The organism is Candidatus Omnitrophota bacterium (genome assembly GCA_023227985.1).
In the GTDB taxonomy this organism is placed as follows: Bacteria; Omnitrophota; Gorgyraeia; order Gygaellales; family Profunditerraquicolaceae; genus JALOCB01.
The window spans coordinates 1-22233 of record JALOCB010000016.1 but is presented as its reverse complement, the minus strand read 5'-3'; the positions used below and the strand labels follow the sequence as shown (position 1 = coordinate 22233).

General features: G+C 48.5%; 28 protein-coding genes. All 28 read left to right on the top strand.

Features of this window, described 5'->3' with window-relative positions:
- Positions 1–6 precede the first annotated feature (6 nt).
- Entirely contained in the window at positions 7–675 is a 669-nt protein-coding gene (locus M0R35_04970) for a TIGR00730 family Rossman fold protein (protein MCK9595012.1), read from the top strand.
- Positions 676–691: 16 nt separating this feature from the next.
- The gene (purQ, locus tag M0R35_04965) at positions 692–1480 is read left to right on the top strand and encodes a phosphoribosylformylglycinamidine synthase I (protein MCK9595011.1); all 789 of its coding nucleotides are present in this window, start codon (positions 692–694) and stop codon (positions 1478–1480) included.
- Positions 1481–1529: 49 nt separating this feature from the next.
- A complete protein-coding gene (locus M0R35_04960; protein MCK9595010.1) occupies positions 1530–2918 on the top strand; it encodes an amidophosphoribosyltransferase in 1389 nt (462 codons plus the stop codon).
- Positions 2915–3937 (top strand): phosphoribosylformylglycinamidine cyclo-ligase, encoded by a 1023-nt coding sequence (gene purM, locus M0R35_04955; protein MCK9595009.1) that lies wholly within the window; start codon positions 2915–2917, stop codon positions 3935–3937. Before M0R35_04960 ends, purM begins: the two co-directional genes overlap by 4 nt.
- A 218-nt stretch (positions 3938–4155) precedes the next feature.
- On the top strand, positions 4156–5061 hold the full coding sequence (gene tcmP, locus M0R35_04950; GenBank protein ID MCK9595008.1) for a three-Cys-motif partner protein TcmP: 906 nt from the start codon (positions 4156–4158) through the stop codon (positions 5059–5061).
- 2 nt (positions 5062–5063) lie between these two features.
- Positions 5064–5837 (top strand): radical SAM protein, encoded by a 774-nt coding sequence (locus M0R35_04945; protein MCK9595007.1) that lies wholly within the window; start codon positions 5064–5066, stop codon positions 5835–5837.
- A 9-nt stretch (positions 5838–5846) separates the two neighbouring features.
- Positions 5847–7124 (top strand): phosphoribosylamine--glycine ligase, encoded by a 1278-nt coding sequence (purD, locus tag M0R35_04940; protein MCK9595006.1) that lies wholly within the window; start codon positions 5847–5849, stop codon positions 7122–7124.
- A gap of 11 nt (positions 7125–7135) precedes the next feature.
- Positions 7136–7621, top strand: coding sequence for a 5-(carboxyamino)imidazole ribonucleotide mutase (gene purE / locus M0R35_04935; protein ID MCK9595005.1), 486 nt, complete (start codon positions 7136–7138; stop codon positions 7619–7621).
- Positions 7622–7633: 12 nt separating this feature from the next.
- Entirely contained in the window at positions 7634–8692 is a 1059-nt protein-coding gene (locus M0R35_04930; protein MCK9595004.1) for an L-threonylcarbamoyladenylate synthase, read from the top strand.
- A gap of 11 nt (positions 8693–8703) precedes the next feature.
- Positions 8704–9165, top strand: a complete 462-nt coding sequence (rpiB, locus tag M0R35_04925) for a ribose 5-phosphate isomerase B (protein ID MCK9595003.1) — start codon at positions 8704–8706, stop codon at positions 9163–9165.
- The gene (locus tag M0R35_04920; protein ID MCK9595002.1) at positions 9162–10418 is read left to right on the top strand and encodes a serine hydroxymethyltransferase; all 1257 of its coding nucleotides are present in this window, start codon (positions 9162–9164) and stop codon (positions 10416–10418) included. The genes rpiB and M0R35_04920 overlap by 4 nt, the downstream gene beginning before the upstream one ends.
- A 19-nt stretch (positions 10419–10437) precedes the next feature.
- On the top strand, positions 10438–10914 hold the full coding sequence (locus tag M0R35_04915) for a cytidine/deoxycytidylate deaminase family protein (protein MCK9595001.1): 477 nt from the start codon (positions 10438–10440) through the stop codon (positions 10912–10914).
- A gap of 11 nt (positions 10915–10925) precedes the next feature.
- Positions 10926–11405 carry a transcriptional regulator NrdR gene (gene nrdR / locus M0R35_04910; GenBank protein MCK9595000.1) on the top strand — a complete coding sequence of 160 codons (480 nt, stop codon included), beginning with the start codon at positions 10926–10928 and terminating at the stop codon, positions 11403–11405.
- Between the two features lie 10 nt (positions 11406–11415).
- Positions 11416–11826, top strand: coding sequence for a bifunctional nuclease family protein (locus M0R35_04905; GenBank protein ID MCK9594999.1), 411 nt, complete (start codon positions 11416–11418; stop codon positions 11824–11826).
- Positions 11823–12296 carry a metallophosphoesterase gene (locus M0R35_04900; protein MCK9594998.1) on the top strand — a complete coding sequence of 158 codons (474 nt, stop codon included), beginning with the start codon at positions 11823–11825 and terminating at the stop codon, positions 12294–12296. Before M0R35_04905 ends, M0R35_04900 begins: the two co-directional genes overlap by 4 nt.
- A 6-nt stretch (positions 12297–12302) precedes the next feature.
- Entirely contained in the window at positions 12303–13763 is a 1461-nt protein-coding gene (locus tag M0R35_04895) for an HD domain-containing protein (protein ID MCK9594997.1), read from the top strand.
- A complete protein-coding gene (locus tag M0R35_04890; protein MCK9594996.1) occupies positions 13763–14386 on the top strand; it encodes a chemotaxis protein CheC in 624 nt (207 codons plus the stop codon). Before M0R35_04895 ends, M0R35_04890 begins: the two co-directional genes overlap by 1 nt.
- A 35-nt stretch (positions 14387–14421) precedes the next feature.
- A complete protein-coding gene (locus M0R35_04885) occupies positions 14422–15879 on the top strand; it encodes a sodium/solute symporter (protein MCK9594995.1) in 1458 nt (485 codons plus the stop codon).
- Positions 15880–15887: 8 nt separating this feature from the next.
- Positions 15888–16202 (top strand): hypothetical protein, encoded by a 315-nt coding sequence (locus M0R35_04880; GenBank protein MCK9594994.1) that lies wholly within the window; start codon positions 15888–15890, stop codon positions 16200–16202.
- On the top strand, positions 16181–16828 hold the full coding sequence (locus tag M0R35_04875) for an endonuclease III (protein ID MCK9594993.1): 648 nt from the start codon (positions 16181–16183) through the stop codon (positions 16826–16828). Before M0R35_04880 ends, M0R35_04875 begins: the two co-directional genes overlap by 22 nt.
- 8 nt (positions 16829–16836) lie before the next feature.
- Entirely contained in the window at positions 16837–17724 is an 888-nt protein-coding gene (locus tag M0R35_04870) for a hypothetical protein (protein MCK9594992.1), read from the top strand.
- Positions 17721–18869, top strand: a complete 1149-nt coding sequence (locus M0R35_04865; GenBank protein ID MCK9594991.1) for a DUF763 domain-containing protein — start codon at positions 17721–17723, stop codon at positions 18867–18869. The genes M0R35_04870 and M0R35_04865 overlap by 4 nt, the downstream gene beginning before the upstream one ends.
- 8 nt (positions 18870–18877) lie before the next feature.
- The gene (locus M0R35_04860; protein MCK9594990.1) at positions 18878–19282 is read left to right on the top strand and encodes an acyl-CoA thioesterase; all 405 of its coding nucleotides are present in this window, start codon (positions 18878–18880) and stop codon (positions 19280–19282) included.
- Positions 19276–19791 (top strand): deoxyuridine 5'-triphosphate nucleotidohydrolase, encoded by a 516-nt coding sequence (locus M0R35_04855; GenBank protein ID MCK9594989.1) that lies wholly within the window; start codon positions 19276–19278, stop codon positions 19789–19791. The genes M0R35_04860 and M0R35_04855 overlap by 7 nt, the downstream gene beginning before the upstream one ends.
- Positions 19792–19813: 22 nt before the next feature.
- Positions 19814–20824, top strand: a complete 1011-nt coding sequence (locus M0R35_04850; GenBank protein ID MCK9594988.1) for a tetratricopeptide repeat protein — start codon at positions 19814–19816, stop codon at positions 20822–20824.
- 49 nt (positions 20825–20873) lie between these two features.
- Positions 20874–21065, top strand: coding sequence for a hypothetical protein (locus M0R35_04845; GenBank protein MCK9594987.1), 192 nt, complete (start codon positions 20874–20876; stop codon positions 21063–21065).
- A gap of 2 nt (positions 21066–21067) precedes the next feature.
- Positions 21068–21778, top strand: coding sequence for a retroviral-like aspartic protease family protein (locus M0R35_04840; protein ID MCK9594986.1), 711 nt, complete (start codon positions 21068–21070; stop codon positions 21776–21778).
- 16 nt (positions 21779–21794) lie between these two features.
- Positions 21795–22211, top strand: a complete 417-nt coding sequence (locus M0R35_04835) for a secondary thiamine-phosphate synthase enzyme YjbQ (GenBank protein MCK9594985.1) — start codon at positions 21795–21797, stop codon at positions 22209–22211.
- The last annotated feature ends 22 nt before the right edge of the window (positions 22212–22233 follow it).

The following is a 22233-nucleotide window of genomic DNA, read 5'->3' as shown; positions in this document are numbered from 1 at the left end:
ATGAGGATGAAAAAATTACCGGAGATACGGCATGATTTCACCACTGAAGACCCTTGGAGGATGTTCAGGATCATTTCGGAGTTCACGGATGGATTTGAGGTCCTTTCCGGCGTGGGCAAGGCGGTTTCCATATTCGGCTCAGCCAGGCTTGAACCGGGCAGTAAATATTACAAGCTGACCGAAGAGATCGCATATCTTTTAGCCAAGGAGAAATACGCGATCATTACCGGCAGCGGGCCAGGGCTTATGGAAGCGGCAAATAAAGGTGCGAGAAGGGCTAAAGGGCATTCCATCGGCCTGAATATCGAGATCCCCACCGAGCAGAGATCAAATCCCTACGTAGATACGCTTTTGAGCTTCCACTATTTTTTTGTGCGCAAGGTGATGTTCGTCAAATACGCCAAGGCCTTTGTGATTATGCCCGGAGGCTATGGAACGCTTGATGAATTCTTCGAGGCGATCAATCTGATCCAGACTATACGCATACCGCGTTTCCCGGTTGTGGTCTTCGGCAGCGATTACTGGAATGGTATGTTTGGCTGGCTTAAGGCTACTGTGATGAAAGAAGGATGCATAAGCAAGAGCAACCTGGATATCTTTGCGGTGGCGGATAAACCTGAGGATGTGGTAAAGATAATAAGGCGCTTCTATGCTAAAAATAAAACATTGTGTTAATTAAGGCAAAGAATAAATGACGACTCCTAAGGTGTGCGTTTTAAGGACAGCCGGGACTAACTGCGATAAAGAAACGGAATTCGCTTTTAGCCGGGCAGGGGCATCGGTCGAACTGGTGCACGTGAACAAACTGATCCAGGGGGATAAGAGGCTTGATGACTATCAGATCCTGGCTTTGCCCGGAGGGTTCACTTACGGAGACGATATTGCCGCCGGAAAGATCCTGGCCAATGAGCTGAAATATAAACTAGGCGAATCTTTAAGTAAATTCATCGGGCAGGGTAAGCTGGTGATCGGCATATGCAATGGTTTTCAGATTTTGGTTAAGAGCGGTTTTTTGCCGGGCAACGACAAGCTTGAACAGGATACCAGCCTGATCATAAACGACTCGGGGAGCTTCAAGGCTTGCTGGGTCTATCTCAAGCCGCAGCGCCATCCGCAAAGATGCGTTTGGACGAAGGGCCTTCCTGAGGTGATATATCTGCCTATTGCGCACGGAGAAGGAAAATTCGTGACCAAAGACGGCGCTGTTCTGAAAAGGCTCAGGGACAACGGCCAGATCGTTTTTCAATACTGCGACGAGAAAGGCGGATTAGACGGTTATCCTTATAATCCCAACGGATCAACGGAAAATATCGCCGGTATCTGCGACGATACCGGCAGGGTCATCGGGTTGATGCCTCATCCGGAGCGGCATTTGGATATATTGCAGCATCCCCGGCGAAAACCCGGCCGGCATAAAGGCGCGGGCGACGGGGCGATGATATTCAAGAATGGAGTGGAATACGCCAAGAGGCACCTTTAAAAACATAATTTTATCTTTATGGGTTGCGGTTAAATTCAAGGAGTTTTAAATGAGCGGAATTTTCGGAGTGGTGGCGAAGAGCGATTGTCGTAATGATCTTTTTTACGGTACGGATTACCATTCCCATCTGGGCACGGAATTCGCCGGGCTGGCGGTCTGGGGCAAGGAACTAAACCGCAAGATCCATGACATAAAGGGCAGCCAGTTCAAATCCAAGTTCTTCGAAGATCACCGCAAGATGGAAGGGAACAAAGGCATAGGCGTTATCAGCGCCAATGAAGAGCAGCCGATATATGTTAATTCCAAGTTCGGGCCCTTCGCGATAATCACCAACGGCTTCATTGAGAATTCCGATGAGCTGGCCAATGAGCTGTATAAGGACGGGCATTCTTTCAGCGAGATGACCGGCGCAGGGGTTAATCTGACCGAACTGGCGTCGAAGATGATCACCCAGGGCAAAGACCTGTCTGACGGGATCAAGAAGATGTTTTCCAAGATCTCCGGTTCCTGTTCTTTATTGATCCTGGCAAAAGAAGGTATTTACGCAGCCCGCGACCGGTATGGATGCACGCCCTTGATCCTTGGCTCAAAATCCGGTGATTGGGCAGTGACTTCCGAGACCGCGGCGTTCCAGAACCTGGGATATGAAATAGTCCGCGACCTTAATCCGGGCGAGATCGTGCTTATAGACGAAAGCGGGGTCAAGGTAAAAGACGAGGGGTCGGGCGTGAATAAGATCTGTTCCTTCCTTTGGATCTATACCGGTTTCCCGGCCTCGACTTACGAAGGGATAAATACCGAGACGGTCAGGGAGCGTTCAGGGCAATTATTGGCCAAGAACGACGACGTAAAGGTGGATGTGGTGGCCGGCGTTCCGGATTCCGGGACCGCCCACGCTATCGGCTATTCCATGGAATCCAAAGTCCCTTTTCGCCGGATACTGATAAAATACACGCCCGGCTACGGCCGCAGCTACACGCCTCCTTCGCAGGATACCCGCGATCTGGTCGCCAAGATGAAGCTGATCCCGATCAAGGATATAATCAAGGGCAAAAGCGTGGTCATTTGCGACGACTCCATAGTCAGGGGCACGCAGTTCAAGAATTACACCATACGCAAACTTAAGGAATGCGGGGTAAAAGAGATACACCTGAGGATCGCCTGTCCGCCGCTGATGTTCCCCTGCAAATTCAATTATTCCACGCGCAGCATTAATGAACTGGCAGCGCGCAAGGCTATCCGGGCGTTGGAGGGAAAAGACATTAAGGACGTCAGCGCTTATATTGATGAAGATTCCGCGCAGCATAAGAAAATGGTGGAGTGGATCAGGAAAGACCTGGATGTGACTTCATTGAAATATCAGAAGATGGCCGACATGCTTAAGGCAATAGGCAGGTCAGCCGATGAATTGTGCCTTTATTGCTGGACAGGGAAATAATTATGAAGAAGATCACTTATAAGCAGGCGGGCGTGGATATCAACGCGGCTAATTCATTCAAGGCCAAGCTTCAGGGGCTGGTCAAGAGTTCACAGGGCCCGGAAGTATTGAAAGGCATAGGCGGCTTCGGGAGTTTCTTTTCTTTGTCTAAAGACAAATACCGTGATCCGGTTTTGGTTTCTTCTTCTGACGGCGTGGGGACAAAACTAAAGATAGCTTCTTTATGCGGCAAGCACGATACCATCGGTATCGACGCTGTGGGGATGAACGTTAATGATATCCTTTGCGTGGGAGCAAAGACTCTATTCTTCCTGGATTATATAGCTTACAGCGATCTGGATGAGAATGTGCTTTTGGACGTGGTCAAAGGCTTGAACCAGGGCTGCCTTCAGGCAGGATGCAGCCTGATCGGCGGGGAGACTGCCCAGATGCCCGGGATGTATGCCAAGGGCGAATATGATCTGGCGGGATTTTGCGTGGGCATAGTGGAAAGGGACGCGGTCATTGACGGTTCGAAGATCGCTCCGGGTAATGTGATCATCGGCATTGAATCCAACGGCATTCATTCCAACGGATATTCCCTGGTGCGCAAGGTGTTCTCGGTGAATGAGCAAAAGCGGATGGGAAAAGAATTGCTCAAGCCGACCCGCATATACGTTAAACAGGTCCAGCAGTTGCTGAATAAATTCAATCGCGGACGTAATAAAGCCATTAACGGCCTGTCGCATATTACCGGCGGTTCGTTCTATGATAAGATCGCTCGTATTCTTCCTGCGAATGTGGATGTGAAGATAAATAAAGGCTCCTGGGCTGTGCCGCAGATATTCAAGTTGATCCAGGCCAAGGGCAATATCCCGGATAAAGAAATTTATCATACGTTGAATATGGGGATTGGGATGGTGGTGGCGGCTGAGGCAAATTCCGCCAAAGACATCCAAAAGGAATTAAGCGACTTGAAGCTCAAGTCCTGGGTTATCGGAACTTGCGTTAAAGGGCACAAGCAGGTTGAAATAGTTTAAAGCAATTTGTTCTTTTATATTCGTAGGTTTTAACGGGTCCTGTCTTGTCCTGTTTCTCTCGGGGACGCTTGTTTTGCCCCAGCGTGGCAAAACTGCGCTCGGGTCGGCTGGCGTCGCTCTCCGCCTTCGGCGGAACCATGCCCGCTCCTGGTTTCCACGCCCCGCTCGAAATCAGTCCAAGCCACCCGTTAAAACGAGTATCAGCTAGTTAACTAAAGATGACTGAACGAAAATGTAAGAAAAATGGATGTAAGGACAAAAATGATAATTGTCCTATCTTAGGGACTGATGAATTAGTAGTTCAATGTGTCGGCCCATGGGTTGAAGACAAATATTTTTTTCTGGTAAGTTATCTAAATGCTTCCTGTAAAGCTAGAAAGAAGTTCGCGGATAAGGGGAACGCAATATTCATAGATTTGTTCTCTGGCCCTGGAAAATGTGTTATTAAAAAAGAAAATAAAGAAATTGATAGTGGGGGGATTCGTGCATTAAAAAGAGACGAAGCTCCTTTTAATGAATTATTTTATTTTGATATCAACGCTGATAACGTTGATGCACTTAAGAAAAGAATTGGGAATAAAACTTTTTTCCATGTTCGGCACGGTGATGCCAATGTTTTAACTAAACAGCTTGTTTCCGAGTTATTAAAAAAGCATTGGCGGTATCATTTCGCGTTTATCGATCCTTTTGGCCCTGACGGCTTAAAGTTCACGACACTTAAAGAATTGGCCAAATTAGATAGGATGGATATGTTGATACATTTTCCTATAGGGGCGATTAAACGCAATTTGTCTACTTGGGTAAAAGGAACTGATACGATCTTGGACGAATTCTTAGGGACAACAGAATGGCGCAAAAAAATTAAAGGTCAAGAAAACAATGTGTTTAATGTGCTATTAAATATTTTTAAAGATCAACTTAAGTCGATTGGATACCCGGAGAATGGTTTGAAATTATTTCCGCCTAAGAACAACATTTATGCTGGGTTACCCACTGTGCCTGTTAAGAATACTAAAGAAGTTGATCTGTATGTTTTAATTCTTGCCTCAAAGAATGCGCTCGCCCAGAAAATATGGAATAGTATTATAAAGAACGATCCGAGCGGACAGAAAACATTTTTCTAATTATGCAAACCATTAAACGTAAATCGCTACTTTATAAAAGTGAAGTGGAATATGCAGATTTTTGTTTAAACCATGTTGAAGGATGTTCCCATGGTTGCAAATATCCGTGTTATGCGTATATGATGAAAAAAAGATGTGGTATTGTAAAAACATATGAGGAATGGTGCCAACCTAAAATTGTTTCAAATGCTCTAGAATTGCTCGACAAAGAAATACCTAAATACAAAAAGAAGATAAAATATGTTCATTTGTGTTTTTCAACAGACCCATTTATGTACAAGCAGAAATCTGTAGGCGAAATGAGTCTGAAAATCATAGATAAGCTTAATAAAAGCAATATTCGTTGTACCGTTTTAACCAAAGGGATTTATCCTTCGGAACTGGCGGACAGTAATGGAATTAGTAAAAATAATGAATATGGGATAACTTTGGTTTCTTTGAATGAGGATTTTAGGAATGAATTCGAACCCAATTCCGCAAGTTTTAAAGACAGAATTGCTTCGCTGAAACATTTGCACAAAAAAGGATTTAAGACCTGGGTTAGTATGGAGCCATATCCAACTCCTAATTTAGTTAAGCAAGAATTGAAAGATATATTAAAAGCTATATCTTTTGTGGATAAGATTATTTTTGGTCGTTTGAATTACAATGTAAAGTCTTCCGAGTTTAAATATACGAAAGAATTTTATAATTGTTTGGCGTCTTCTGTAATTAAGTTTTGCGAGAAAAAAGGCATTGCGTATCATATTAAACAAGGGACGCAAAGTATTAATTAGATTAATAAAATGAGAATATTGGTGATAGGGGCGGGGGGAAGGGAGCATGCGCTGGTGTGGAAGATAGCGCAGTCGAAATTATGCGATAAGATATTTTGCGCTCCGGGAAACGGCGGCATTGCCGGTTTGGCCGAGTGCATAGATATTAAGGCTGATGATGTTGCCGGATTGCTGGACTTTGCCCGCAAAGAAAAGATCGACCTGACTGTTGTCGGCCCGGAAGTCCCGCTTTCTTTAGGGATAGTCGATGAATTCGCTAAATACAAGTTAGCGATATTCGGACCGAACAAAAAAGCGGCCCAGCTGGAAGCGAGCAAGGTCTTCTCCAAAGAAATAATGGCCAAGTATAAAGTCCCTACCGCGGACTTTAAGATCTTTGATAATGCCGGCCTGGCTAAAGAATATATTGAAAAGACCGGCGCTCCCTGCGTGGTCAAGGCTGACGGCCTGGCAGCAGGCAAGGGCGTGGTTGTGGCTAAGACAGTTGATGAGGCCAAGGCAGCGGTGGCCATGATGATGGAGCAAAAGGCTTTTGGCTCGTCCGGTAATAAAGTGATCATTGAGGAATGCCTGAGCGGCCAGGAGGCGTCGATCCTGGTCTTGACTGATTCGCGACAGGTAATTCCTTTAGTCTCCAGCCAGGACCATAAACGTATCTTTGATAACGATGCCGGGCCGAATACCGGCGGCATGGGCGCGTATTCGCCTGCTCCGGTAGTTACGCCGGAGTTGTTCCAGGAGATACAGGAAAAGATAATCAACCGGACCATTGACGGCCTGGCTAAAGAAGGCATAGAATATAAAGGGATCCTTTACGCCGGAGTAATGCTCACTAAAGACGGGCCTAAGACTTTAGAGTTTAACGTGCGTTTTGGTGATCCGGAGACTGAGGCCATACTGCCGCGCCTTAAATCCGACCTGGTGGAAGCGATGTTGGCAACAGCCAACGGTAAATTGGATAAAATAATCCGTTCCGGAGGATTGAGTTGGGATGATCGGGCGTGCGTTTGCGTGGTTTGCGCTGCCGGAGGATACCCGGGAGATTATGAAAAAGGAAAAGAGATATTTGGTTTGGATAAGGCCGCTTTGATGAAAGACTCTGTGGTGTTTCACGCCGGGACTAAGAAGTCCGGGGATAAGATATTGACCAACGGCGGAAGGGTTCTGGGAGTGACCGGTTTGGGTAATTCCATAAAAGAGGCGATCCTCCATACCTATCAGGCTGTGGAGAAAATAAATTTCGAGGGCATGCATTTCCGCAAGGATATAGGCGCTAAAGCATTATAGCAGGAGGATAAATGAGCAAAGCGATCAGCATAATAATGGGCAGCCAGTCGGATATGGAAACTTTACAGGGAGCGGTAGATGTTTTAAAGGACTTTGGAGTGGGTTTTGATATCCGGGTCTTATCCGCGCACCGCACTCCCCAGGATGTTGAACGGTATGTGGAAGAGGCTTCGGAAAAAGGGACAAAGGTTTTCATCGCCGCAGCGGGCGGGGCAGCCGCCTTGGCCGGGGTGATCGCCAGCCATACAACCTTGCCGGTGATCGGGATACCGATTGAGACAAGGTCGCTAAAAGGATTAGATTCGCTTTTATCCACAGTGCAGATGCCGGCAGGAATTCCGGTTGCTTCTATGGCTATCGGCTCAGCCGGCGCGAAGAACGCCGCGCTTTTTGCCTTGCAGATCCTGGGAACAAGCGATAAGAAGATCCGGCAGAAGATGTCCGGTTATAAAAAAGATATGCGGGCCAAGGTCCTTAAGATAAGACTTAAGGTATAAACAGTTCTAGATATGGTTACCAAGATTATAAAAGTCGATCCGGCCAAGCCTGATGAAAAAGCGCTGGTTGAGGCGGCGGATATCCTTAGGGAAGGCGGCTTAGTTGTTATCCCCACTGAGACTGTGTACGGCATAGCCGCGAACAGCAATAATGAAAAGACCATTAAGAGGCTTTGGGAAGTAAAAAAACGGCCGCAGAACAAATTTTTTTCATTGCACATTGACAGGCGGGAGCGGTTAAAAGATTTTGTTATGGCAGTGCCTTTGGCCGCCTATAAATTGATGGACAGGTTCTGGCCCGGTCCTTTGACCATGATCTTCCGGGCAAAGAACGCAGGGACCATAGGTATACGCATGCCGGATAATAAAATCGCTTTAAGGATAATAAATCTGGCGGAAGTTCCGCTGGTTTGTCCTTCGGCGAATATCTCCGGCAGCCCGGCGCCAGTGAATTTTGAGCAGGCGATAAAAGATCTGAACGGCAAAGTGGATCTGGTTTTGGATTGCGGCCCGGCTCAACTGGGCGTGGAATCAACAGTAGTGGACTTGACAGTTGACCCGATAGCTGTATTGCGGGAAGGATATATAAAGAAAGATCAGATATTCGAAACAGTAAAGCGAAAGACCGTTCTTTTTGTGTGCACCGGGAATTCCTGCCGTTCGGTAATGGCCCAGGCTCTTTTGATCAAGAAACTTAAAGATTCCGGCAGGCAGGATATAGAGGTATTATCCGCCGGCCTGATGATGGCTGATGGTTTGGGCGCCAGCCTGGAAACCAGAGAGGTTTTGAAAAGCGAAGGCATAGATGTTTCCGGCCATCGTTCTCAGAGGGTGAGCGTGGAGATGCTCGACAGATCGGATATCATTTTGGTTATGGAGAAATTACATGAAACGCGTATCCTCCAGCAGGCCCCGGAAGTAAGAAGCAGGCTTTTTCTTTTGAAAGAGTTCGCCCAGGTAAAGGACAATGATCTGGATATTTTAGACCCTATCGGCAGGCCGAGGGATTTTTACGAGTATACCATGGGGGTAATAAAAGAGGCGGTGGATAAGGTCAGCCGCATAATCTAAGGGAATATAAAATGGAAAAAATAGTCGTTGGTTCGGATCACGGCGGGTTCTATCTAAAAGAAGAGCTCAAGGGATATCTGGGGAAGAAGGGCTTCACGGTAAAGGACGCGGGGACGTATTCTACGGATAGCTGCGATTATCCGGATACCGCGTACGCCGCGGCCAGAGAGGTTTCCCTCGGCCGGTATAAAAAAGGCGTGCTTATCTGCAAATCCGGGATCGGCAATTCTATCGTGGCTAATAAGCTTCCGAACGTCCGGGCGGCTTTATGTTTTAATCTTAAAACAGCCAAGCTTTCGCGCATGCATAATGACGCCAATGTCCTAGTACTCGGGGCGAGTTTTGTCGACAAAGGGCTGGCCAAAAGAATATTATCCGCCTGGTTGAATACGAAATTCGAAGGCGGCAGGCATATAAGGCGGTTGAATAAAATAAAGGCTATAGAAAGGAAAGTAAGAGGTGGAAGGATATGAAACATTTAAAGAGCGTTGACCCGGAAATATATAAAGCGATCCAGGAAGAGATCGCCAGGCAGCAGGATAACCTGGAGTTGATCGCTTCAGAGAACATTACGTCTTTGGCGGTATTGGAGGCCCAGGGTTCGGTATTGACCAATAAATACGCCGAGGGATACCCCCACCGCAGATGGTACGGCGGATGTGAATTCGTGGATAAGACCGAAGAGTTGGCGGTTAGCAGGGTTAAGGAATTGTTCAAGGCGGAATACGCCAATGTCCAGCCGCATTCCGGCACGCAGGCGAATATGGCTGTTTTCTTTGCCTGTATGAAACTGGGGGAGACTTTCCTGGCTATGGACCTGGCCTGCGGAGGACATCTCTCCCACGGGCTCAGGCATAACTTTTCGGGGACATTCTATAATCCCATTCCGTATGGTTTGGATAAGAAAACCGAGACCATTGATTACGACAATATCAGGGTGCTGGCGATGAAACACAAGCCGAAATTCATCCTGGCAGGCGCGTCGGCTTATTCCCGGGAGATAGACTTTAAAAAACTGCGCCAGATCTGCGATGAATCCGGCGCCCTTATGTTTGTGGATATGGCTCATATCGCGGGCCTGGTTGCCGCAGGGGTCCATCCGTCGCCTGTGCCATACGCGGATTTCGTTACTTCGACCACGCATAAGACATTGCGCGGGCCTAGGGGGGGGTTCATCCTGGCCAAAGAAAAGTTCGGCAAGGCCATTGATTCTTTTGTTTTTCCCGGTATGCAGGGCGGGCCTTTGATGCACGTGATCGCGGCTAAGGCAGTGGCCTTCAAAGAGGCCCAGGGGGATGCCTTTAAACAATACCAGAAGCAGATTGTGATCAACAGCCGCAGGTTCGCTGCTAAACTGCAGGAAAAGGGGTACAGGATCGTTTCCGGAGGAACTGATAATCACATGTTCCTGGTCGATCTCACCAACAAGAAGATCACCGGAAAAGGCGCTCAGATCCTTTTGGAGTCGGTAAACATCACTCTGAATAAGAACCTTATACCTTACGATCCTTTGCCTCCGGGGCAGACCAGCGGTATCCGTATCGGCACCCCGGCGATCACCACCCGCGGGATAAAAGAACCGCAGATAGACGAGCTGGCCGGACTTATCGACCAGGCTATTGTATCCAGGGATCAACCGGATAAGCTAAAAGAGATCAAAAAAGAAGTGATCAAGATGACCCGTAAGTTCCCGATGTATCCCGAGCTTAAGGGTAATATCAGCTGATATTAAAAAAGGCGCGCTAATGACAAAGAAAAACACTAAAGCAAAGAAACATTCCCGGATAAGCTGGGATGAGTATTTTATGCAGATCGCCCATCTGGTTTCCCAGCGTTCCACCTGCCTGCGCAGGAATGTGGGCGCGGTGATCGTTAAGGATAAACGGATGCTGGCTACCGGGTATAACGGCGCGCCCAGCGGAGTGGCGCATTGCCTGGATACAGGATGCCTGCGAAAAAAGATGAAGATCCCCTCGGGCCAGCGCCATGAGCTTTGCCGCGGCCTGCACGCCGAGCAGAACGCCATAATCCAGGCTTCTTTATACGGGATAAGCGTCAAAGGCAGCACTTTTTATGTCACCAACCAGCCTTGCGTTATCTGCGCCAAGATGTTGATCAACGCCGGCATAAAAGAGGTGGTGGTTTCCGCGGGGTATCCGGACGAACTGGCTATGGATTTCTTAAAAAGCGCGAAGATAAAATTCAGGATCCTAAAAAAATAACGGGTGAAAATATGCGATGTTCGTTTTGCGGCCATAAAGAGGATAAGGTGGTGGATTCCCGATCGATCCAGGATGAGCGGGCGATAAGACGCAGGCGCGAGTGTTTGAAATGCGGCAAGCGTTTTACCACCTATGAATATATCGAGGAGCCGTCGCTTATGGTGATCAAGAAAGACGGCCGCCGCCAGCCGTTCGACCGCAAGCGCATACTAGCCGGGATCATTAAGGCCTGCGAGAAGAGGCCGGTGAGCATCGATAAGATGGAAGAGATCGTTATCCAGGTGGAAAGGGCCCTGCAGAAAAAAACCGGCAGGGAAGTGCCATCGACCAGGATCGGAGAGCTGGTGATGGAGAAGCTGAAGTCCCTTGACGACGTGGCCTACGTGAGGTTCGCCTCGGTTTACCGGCAGTTCAGGGATGTGGAACAGTTCATGACCGAACTGAAGGTTATGCTGAACAAGGAAAAGCAGAAGTCCAGGAAAAAGAAATAAGGGTTTGCTAATGGTAGAGATGGAGTTGAATAAGATCGTTATCGACGAAAAGAAGCACGGGCAGCTAATTGTGTTGAGGGAAAAGCAAGGCGAACGGATACTGCCTATCGTGATCGGGCTTAATGAAATAGCGGCCATAAGGTCGAAGATAAAAGGGGATAAGCCGCCCCGGCCGATAACCCACGACCTGCTTTACTCGGTGATAACCGAGATGGGGGGCCGGATACAGCGTATCCTTATCGACAGGCTCCAGAACAATGTTTTTTACGCCAAGATAGTCTTGAAGACTTCAGCCGGAGATGAAAAATGCGTCGATGCGCGGCCGTCCGATAGCATTGCCTTGGCTGTACGCGCGCGCGCCCCGATATTCGCGGATGAATCAGTGTTGAAACAGATGGAGATGTTCAAAGAGGGGAAATGAAAATAGGCATTATTTCGGATACCCACGATAACCTCCCGAAATTGGAACGCGCGGTCAGCCTTTTCAATAAAAATAAAGTGGATTTTGTCCTGCATGCCGGCGATTATGTCGCGCCCTTTACTATCGACAAGATGAACGCTTTATCCTGCGATTGGCTGGGGGTATTCGGCAATAATGACGGGGAGAAAAAAGGGTTAGCCGCTAAATCTATGAACCGGATAAAAGAGCCGCCGTACAGGTTAAAGCTCTTTGGCCGCAAGATCACGCTGCTGCATGATCCTCAGTCCCTGGAGATAAAAAAAGAAAAAGCAGACCTGGTGGTTTTCGGCCACACTCACAAGCCTGAGTTAGCCAAGTTAAAGGATAAACTGGTGGTTAATCCAGGAGAATGCTCCGGCTGGATTTCCGGTAAATCCACGGCCGCTATTGTCGATCTGGCCGGTTTAACCGCCAGGATCATAAAAATATAGGCGCGCATGAAGAATTATTCCGTTTGGTTCAATAAGAATAAAGAGCTGTTGAAAGAGGTGTTAAGCCTGGCAAGGGAGAAGAAAGCCAGGCTTTATATCGTCGGCGGTGTTTTGCGCGATATTTTCCTGGGTCGGGAACGTTTAAATCCTGATATTGATTTTTGCATTCAGAAGGGCGCAATAAAGTTCGCCCGGGAGCTTAGCCGCAGGCTGAAAGCGGGTTTTGTGCTCCTGGATGATGAGCATGGCTCAGGCCGCGTGGTGAAAAAAATGAAAGGCAATATCTGCACCCTGGATTTTTCTGACTTTAAGGGGGCGGATCTTAAAGCTGACCTGTTGCATCGGGATTTTACCATTAATAGCATGGCTGTCGAGATGGAAGACGCGTTTTCCGGCAAGGCGTTTGAAGATATTCTTATTGATCCCTGGTCAGGCAGGAAAGACCTGAAAGCCGGATCTATCCGGCAGGTGAATAAGAAAAGTTTTGAGGAGGACCCCCTGCGGATCCTGCGGGCTTTTAGTCTGTCCGCGGCTTTTGGCCTGCGCATAGACAAAGATACGCTGAAGTCAATGTCCGGAGTAAAGAATAAACTTACCGGAATTGCCGCCGAAAGGGTCCGCGATGAGATCTTTAAGATCCTGGCCAGCAGCAGGAGTTTTCAAGGCATCGCTATGCTTGACACCGCTGGGCTGCTGGATATTCTGATCCCCGGTATAAAGGCGATGCGCAGGTTAAAGAAGGGCGGCAAGGACCACTTTGACGTCTGGAGGCATACCCTGGATACGGTAAGGCACCTGGAGCTGTTGCTTAAAAGGATATCCCGCAGTAAAGATATGGCGGATTATCTGGAGCGGGATATTTCCTCCGGCCGCAAAAGGCGCGATCTGCTTATATTGGCCGGGCTCTTGCATGATATCGGCAAACCAAAAACGTTCAGGCGCGAGAAAGGCAAGATATCTTTTCACGGCCATGAGCGCCTTGGCGCGTCAATGGCCCACAGGATCGCGGAGTCCCTGAAACTTTCAAGGGAAGAGGTCCGGATGCTTTGGAAAATAGTTTTTTTGCATTTACGGCCCGGGTATATGGTCACTAACCCTGTATTGACCCCGAGGGCGAAGTTTCGGTTCTTTCGCGACGCCGGGGATGAGGCGGTAAGCGTGCTTTTGTTGTCCCAGGCGGATGAGCGGGCTACTCAGGGCTATCTTTTGTTGGATAAGATCCGAAAACGTTATAAAAGGGTTATTCCCGGGTTGATCAGGGAATATTTCCGTAAACAGGACGTACCAAAGCAAAAGCGCCTCATTAACGGCAATGATCTGATCGAACATTTTAAGTTGGAGCCGTCGGCGTTGATCGGCAGGCTGTTATCCCGGCTGGAAGAGTTGCAGGCTATCGGCAAGATCAAGACCCGGGCAGATGGTTTTAAACAGGCGGTGAGGATCCTAAAAGAAGAAAGGCGGGATTAATGGGCAAGATTGAGTTTGACGCGATAGAGCAGGATGTTTTGAAGGAGATCGGCAATATGTGCGCGGGGAACGCTACCACTGCTTTGGCTGAGATCCTGGGCAGGAGGATTGAACTGGAACTGCCTGATATGAAGGTGGTCGGCATTTCCGCGCTGCCGGGGAAGTTAAAGGTTGATCCTGAAGAGCCGGTTGTCGGAGTGCATGTGCAGATATGGGGAGGGGTGAGGGGGAATGCGGTGATGATATTATCATCCCAGGACGCATTCTCTTTGCTGGATATTTTACTGGGCCTGCGCCAGGACAGTCCGAGCGCTCTGACCGAAGTCGGGATATCCGCTCTAAAAGAGATCGGTAATATCGTGGTCAACGCGTATCTTTCGGCGCTAAGCGCGATCACCGGCATATCGGCATTTCCTTCTACCGTGACTTTGTCCAGCGGGGCGGCTAAATCCGTGATAAACCTGATATTTTCAGGATTGCATAAAGATAAACCTGAAGAGACCATTCTGGTGGAGGCTCATTTTAAGGATAAAACAAAAGATATGGCGGGGAATTTTTTTATCGTATTCGATGTCCTTTCCATCGGGACGATATTAAAAAAGGCACAAAAGCTGGATAAGTAAGGGGGGTAAGCACCAATAACTTATAAGGAGGATTTATGTGCGCGGTTTTGCCTCTGGTAATCTTTCTGGCAGCAATGGTGATTATCGGCGTATGGGGGATGCGCAAGACTTCCACTATCGGCGATTTCTTTCTGGGAGGAAGGACTATCGGGCCCTGGTTCTCGGCTTTTGCCTATGGGACCTCGTATTTCTCGGCAGTCATCTTTATCGGGTTCGCCGGTAAGATCGGTTGGGGGTTCGGGCTCGGGGGGCTGTGGATTGCCCTGGGCAATGCCTTTATCGGATCTTTGCTTGCCTGGATGGTCCTGGGCAAAAGGACCCGCAGGATGACCCAGAACCTGGACGTGATGACTATGCCGGAATTCCTGCACGAACGCTTTCAGGGCAGATATATCAAGATGATCGCTGCTATGATCATTTTTGTTTTTTTAATCCCGTATTCAGCCTCGGTATTTAAAGGCCTGGGGCATCTTTTTCAGGCGAATTTCAATATCCCCTATGATACCGCGTTATTCATTATGATCCTGATCACCGGGGTTTATCTGATCCTGGGAGGATATTTCGCGGTTACCCTGACCGATTTTATCCAGGGTATAATAATGTTGTTCGGCGCGCTGATGATGGTGGGCATCCTGATCAATAAAGCCGGCGGATATCCTAACGTTATTTCAGAGATAATCGCCAGATATCCCCAACATGTGCCGTTGGCAAAGCAGCCGAATATCTGGCTCCTGGTCTCGCTGGTTTTTATGACTTCTTTCGGTACCTGGGGGATGCCTCAGATGGTCCAGAAATTCTACGCTATAAAGGATGAGAAGCGTATTTACAAAGCCGCTATCGTTACCACCATATTCGCGCTGGTCATTACTTTTGCCGCTTATTTTACCGGCGCTATGGCGCATATTTTCTACGACAAACTGCCTATAGTGAACGGCAAACCGGCTTTTGATATGATCATCCCTGATCTGTTGACGACTCATATGCCGGGATGGCTGATGGTGATTATATTGCTTTTGGTGTTATCCGCGTCCATGTCCACGCTTTCATCCCTGGTCCTGGTGTCGGCTTCAGCGGTTTCCATCGACCTGTATAAAGGCCATGTTAATCCCAGGATTTCCAAAGAGAACTCGCTTTTGATGATCCGTTTTTTAAGCGGCATATTCGTGGTATTCTCCTATTTTATCGCCAGGTATGATTTTGCCGTTATCGTTACCCTGATGTCTTTGTCCTGGGGAGCGGTCGCCGGTTCTTTTATGGCCCCGTTTATTTACGGCTTGTACTGGAAAAGGACTACGCGTCTGGGCGTGAAAGCGGGAATGTCCAGCGGATTGATTATCGCGGTCAGCCTGTTTTTTATCCTTGGCCCGGATAAATCCCCGATCTCGGCGACTATAGCGATGATCGTCCCGTTTTTCGTAGTGCCTTTATTCAGCCTGTGCAGTAATCCTCCGGATAAGCGATTGGTCGAAAAAGCCTTTTCCGGGATATCTTAAGGGCGCTTATGACCGGACAATCTACAGCAGGGGATTACGAGAAGTATATGATAACCCGGGAAAAAGACTGGGAGGCGTTATGTTTGCGTTGCGGGGCGTGCTGCGGGGCGTTTGAAGATCCCTGCGAGCATCTTCTGAAAGGCGCGGATGGTAAATTTTACTGCGGGACATATGAATCCAGGCTCGGAGAGCATAAGTCAAGAGCCGGACATCCGTTTAATTGCGTGCCTATCCGCGACATAGTGCATAAACACTGGAAAAACGACCATCAGTGCGCGTATAAAATAAGATCGAGATCCCCATGGACAGGATTGTCAGGATAATCCGGCTGGCCAGAGAGCAGGTAAAAGGCCTCGTTGTCCCGATAGTCACGCTGGTCGCTGAAAAAAAAGACCCTTTTCTGGTGCTGGTTTCCTGTATCTTAAGCCTGCGCACTAAAGACAAAACTACGGCCCAAGCCTGCCGACGGTTGTTCAAAGCCGCGGATGATCCCGGGGCCATGGCTCGCCTGAGTTGTTCCAGGATAGAGAAATTGATCTATCCCGTAGGATTTTTCCGGACTAAGGCCAAAGCTATCCGCGAGTTAAGCAAAAGGCTTTGCGCTGAGTTTAACGGCAAGGTCCCGGATGATTTGGATACTCTTTTGGGTTTTAAGGGGGTCGGCCGGAAGACCGCCAATCTGGTGCTGGGCCTGGGTTTCGGTATGCCGGCTATTTGCGTGGATAGCCATGTTCACCAGATATCCAATCGTCTTGGTTGGGTCAGAACTAAAGATCCCGAAGATACCGAATTTAGCCTGGCCAGAATAATCCCCAGGAAATACTGGATAGAATTGAACACTATTTTAGTGGCTTTCGGCCAGAATATATGCCTGCCGGTTTCGCCGCGCTGCGGTATATGCCGCATAAAAAGATATTGTAAAATGATCGGGGTTAAGTATCACAGATAGGAGGGGTAGTGAGATCCAAGGCCGTAGTTTTCAGTTTGTTGGTTATTTATGCGTTAATTTTTATCCTGCCGGCGTATTCCCAGGAGAGCCGGAATGATAAGATAAAGCACATCCCGGATATCCGGGATGCGCAAACGAGGTCTTTAGAAGAAGAAATAATAGTGATCAATCTTTTAAATAATCTCGACTTGACGCGTGACCAGCTTGAGTTTATTATCCGCCAAGCCCGGGAAATAGAGGGGACGCGCAGTCAGGTATACGCGGAATTCAGCCGGTATTCCAGCCAGATGCGCGCCATAGGCAGGAAGATCAAGCGGCAGGTTGAAGCTAAGAGGGTATATCCTGATAAAGAGCTGGTCGACGCGTGCATCCAGAAGATCCGGCGGAGCAATGTGCTTTTCTTCAGGCTGAACGGCCGGATAAAAGAGGGGATAGCGGCAGTGGAGGAAAGACTGAAGGATTTTCAACTTGTCGCCCTGGACAAATATATCCCGTGTATAATCCCGATAGTCACGGATACCTTTATAGGCGGGGTAGACGGCGCGATGTATCTTGTGCCCATATTTGCTTCGGCCAGGATGATCCCCGCAGCCAGATACGCTGATGAAAAATACGGTTATATAGCGGCGAAGATCGAAGAGCTGCAGGATAATATGCCTACGTGTAAAAAGTTATATCCGGATGATATCGTCAGGGAAGAGATATCCCGGGCGATAGACAGTGTCCGTCAGATGGATGATGTGGAATTCAAACTTAAAGTCAATAGCCTGGCGGAGGAGTTGAACCGGAAGATCGTATTGGATGAGCCTGAATTGAGCCGCCAGGAGCGGATACAGAAATATCTTTTATCAAGGAAAAGTATCCCTGTTTTGGAAAAAAGGCTGAAAAATAAATGATCCAAAGAGGCGTAGCCACATTTACCTTGGACAGCGGCAAATGCCCAAGATGGCTTTTTGAGCGCATGGTCTCGCTTGGCCGGGAAATGGCCTGGGTGATCATACAGGAAGACGGGCCGGACGAGTTCATCCGCAGGATATCCGACCCGGTCTGGTTCCAGTCTCTGGGCACTGTTTTGGCTTTTGACTGGAACGCCTCGGGGCTGACCACCATACTTACCGCGGCCCTGAAAGAAGCTATCCGCGGTCATGAACGGGAAATGGGCGTATTTATCTGCGGGGGGAAAGGCAAAACTTCCCGCAAGACGCCTGATGAGATACAGGATTGGGGCGGGGTATTGAGCCTGTCCCAGCCGCGGGTGGACGGCCTGGTGTATAATTCCCGGATGGCGGCAAAGGTGGACAGCGCTTTGATCCAGGACGGGTTCCAGATCTACCATCACAGTTTCTTTTTTTCCCGCAACGGCGCCTGGGCAGTGGTCCAGCAGGGAATGAATACGTCTAATCTTACCGCCCGCAGGTATCACTGGTATTCGGAGAAGATCACCGATCTGGTGTGCGAGCCGCATTCCGGGATCATTTCCCAGGTCAGAACGCCTTCTCTGGATCTTACTGCGCGCAAAAGCGCGGATACGCGTAAAACCAGCACCGGCCTTGTCCAGGGAGGGTATAGTAAACTGATCAAGGAGATCGAAGTGATCCGCAGGCATTCTTCTGATCTGTCCAAAATGGTCTCTGTGCAAAGCGCGGGAGTCCGGACTACCTTGCTTCGCTTGGAGAACAAAGAGTTTACCCGGCATCCGGTATTGACCGAGGATTTCTCCAAGAGTAAATACCTGGAAAAAATACTGGCTAAAGTTTGCGATGTAAAGCCGGAAAGTTATGAACAGCTTTTGGCCCAGCAAGGGGTCGGCCCCAAAACAATGAGGGCGTTAAGCCTGGTGTCGGAGGTGGTCTATGGAGCAAGGCCTTCTTATGAGGATCCGGCGCGGTATTCTTTCGCGCACGGGGGCAAAGACGCCACCCCTTTCCCGGTGGACCGTGAAACATATGATAATTCCATAGAATTTTTTTCGAGAATGGTCAGAAAGGCCCGGTTGTCTTTTTACCAAAAGAAAGCGATGTTGTCCAGGTTAACCGGGTGAGGCAATAAATGAAAGTAAAAATATATTACCATCATACTGACGCCGGCGGAGTGGTTTATCACGCCAGCTACCTGCAGTTCCTGGAAGAGTCGCGCACGGATCTTTTAGCCCGGGCTGGCATAGATATGAAGCAATTGATAGCGCAAGGGCGGTTTTTTGCGGTTATCCGCCAGGAACTGGATTTTTCATCCCCGGTGTTTTACGGCGATACCCTGGATATAAACGCGCGTATAACGGAAATTTCCGCCGCGCGCATTACCTTTGAACATCAGATGATCAATCAGAATGGCCGGGCAGTGGCTTGCGCGAAGACCACGCTTGTGCATATCAACAGCGGCTTTAAGCCTATTGTTATCCCGGAAGCGATGCGTCATATCCTGGATGAATATAAAGGAAAGGATCGTTTATGTTGAATAGAGAAGAATTAAGCGCGTTGATCCGGGAAAACGAGCTGGTTTCAGGATATATGGATCTGGAAACCCAATTGACGCCGAACGGTTTTGATCTGACCGTCAGTCAAATATTCAGGTTTGAAGGCCAGGGCAGCCTGGATTTTTCCAATAAAGAAAGGATCCTGCCGCAGACTCCAGAGATCGCCGCGATAAAGGATAAGCCGGATGATAAATTTGGATGGTGGTTTCTTAACCGCGGGGTGTATAAAGTTTCTACTAACGAAGTTGTTTCTATTCCCAATGATCTTATCGCGGTCGCCTATCCCCGCAGTTCGCTTTTGCGCATGGGATGTTTTACCCAGACCGCTGTATGGGATGCCGGGTATAAAGGAAGAAGCGAGTTTCTGCTGATCGTTGATAACTCCGGGGGTTTGAAGCTTAAACAAAACGCCAGGATAGCGCAACTGGCATTCTGGAAGATAAAAGAGACAAAAAACGGCTATCAGGGTATTTATCAAAACAAGGTTTGAGCGGAAGAAAGGCAGTCTTTATATGAAGACCTGGCTGATGATCCTCGTGTTGACATTGGTTAATTTGCGCCTTTGTTTGGGAAAGGACGCGCCTGAAGACTATCTAAGGAAGGGGCGGGAGTATATCCTGCAGGGCAGTTTTGAGCAGGCCAAGATAGAATTGGGATATGTGCCGAGAGCCAGCAGGGATTACGGCCCGGCGAGGCTGTTGTCAGAGGTGGCCAAGGATGCGATAGACCGGAAGATCCAAACGGATACCGCGGTTTTGCTTTGCCGGGGGATAGACAGCGGATACAATGATCAATGGGATAACGCGCTTGTTTTATTCGATAAAGCTGTATCCCTGGAACCGGATTATCCCAAGGCCTATGCTATGAGGGGCAATGTTTACGCCTACAAAGGGGATTATGACCGGGCGATCGCTGATTATGACCGGGCGATAGAACTTAACCCGGCCAACGCTGGGTTCTATAACGACCGCGGTATAACTTATTTCGACAAGAACAATTTAAACCAGGCGATCGCGGATCTTTCCCGGGCGATAGAAATGGATCCGGTTTATCAGGCCGCTTATTTTAACCGGGCTGATGCATATATCTCTTCGGGCAAATACGACCAGGCTATCGCGGATTACAGCGCATTGATATCGATGGACGGTGAGAACAACGATGCCGTCTTTAGCCGCGGAATGGTCCTTTGCTATCATAAGTCCAGGTATGACGAGGCTATCGCGGATTTCTCCAGGGTGCTCGAAAAAAGCCCTCAGGATACCGAGGCTTATTATAACCGCGGAGTGGCCTATGCCGCAAAAAGGCTTTATGATCAGGCATTAGCCGATTTTAACATGGTGGTCATAATAAACCCGCAGGGGCCTTTGGCTTATTTTGCCAGAGCGGACGTTTACGAAAAGACCGGCAGGTTAAAAGAGGCTGCGGATGATTATAGATTTTTTATCCGCAACGCGGCAAGCGCTGATTTTGGCTTAATTCAGAGAGCGCAGGAGAGAATAAAATCCCTCGAAAAGTCCTCTTGATGTGGTATGATTTATGGTAATAGTCAAATTAACATAAAGGAGCCGAAAAATGAAGGCATTCGCGGTTGGGTTGAGCGCTTTGGCGGCTTTTGCCATATTGGCAAGTATCAGTTTTCTGCTTTATCCGCTATTGGCGGTAATGGGTCTTTTTTTAAGGCTGGCGGTTTTTCTGGCGGTTATTTGCTTTTTTATATGGCTCCTGGGCAAGGCTATACTCTGGCTCTGGGGAAAGATCAAGTGATCATGACCAAAAAATTCACGGTTATTCTGATGGCTTTAGCGTGGTTTTTATGCATAGCCTCTTACTGCCGGGCAGACACCATTTATCTTAAGAACGGCAGGGAGATCAAAGGTATAATAAAAGAAGAGACTGAAAAGACCCTGGAACTGGATATTGATATCGGTACCGTGAAATTCCACAAAGTTGAGATCGATTCCATTGAGCGTTCTTCCGCCGCGGAAAGCCGCGAGCTTAAGGCGCGTTGGGAAAGCAAGAAACAGGCGCTGGCGGAAGAGCGTAAAATGCGCGCGGAAGAGGCCAGGCTTAAGGCGCAACTCCCCATTAAGGACCTGGAAGCAGCCAGGCAGGCCGGGCATATTGTGGTCCCGGCTATGTTGAACAGAAAAGTTGCTGTTTCGCTGCTGGTTGATACCGGGGCTTCGATAATAGTCTTATCCAAGGCTGCCGGCGATAAGCTGGATATAAAACCAGATGCCGCAGCCCCGATAGTCAAGCTGCGCGTAGCCGACGGCCGCGAGGTCGGCGCCAGATATGTCGGGCTGGAAAGCGTCATAGTCGACAGTCAGGAGGAGAAGAATGTCGAGGCCGCGATCCTGATGGACGATAACGCGAGTATTGTTTTTGACGGGGTGCTGGGCATGTCTTTTCTGAGCAGGTTAAATTTTAGATTCGATAATAAAAATAACAAACTTATCCTGGAAAGGATCAAATAAATACACCGGACAAATCATGATATCCCACACCGAATACCTCTGGTTCAATACTAAAGACAGGCAGGAATTTATCAATATTACCCCTCAGGTTGAAGAGGCGGTGGTTAAGAGCTCTATCAGGGAAGGGCTTTGCCTGGTCAACGCTATGCATATCACCGCCAGCGTTTTTATCAATGACGATGAACCTGGGCTGCATAAGGATATCAGCGGCTGGCTGGAGAGCCTCGCGCCTTACGCAAAGGATAAATACCGGCATAATCTCGGCGGCGAGGATAACGGCGACGCCCATTTGAAAAGGAGCGTTATGGGCAGGGAGGTAGTAGTGGCGGTCACTAAAGGGAAGCTTGACTTTGGACCCTGGGAACAGATCTTCTACGCGGAATTCGACGGCCGGCGCAGGAAGCGGGTGTTGGTCAAGATAATCGGGGAATAATCAGCAAAATGAAGATAAATAA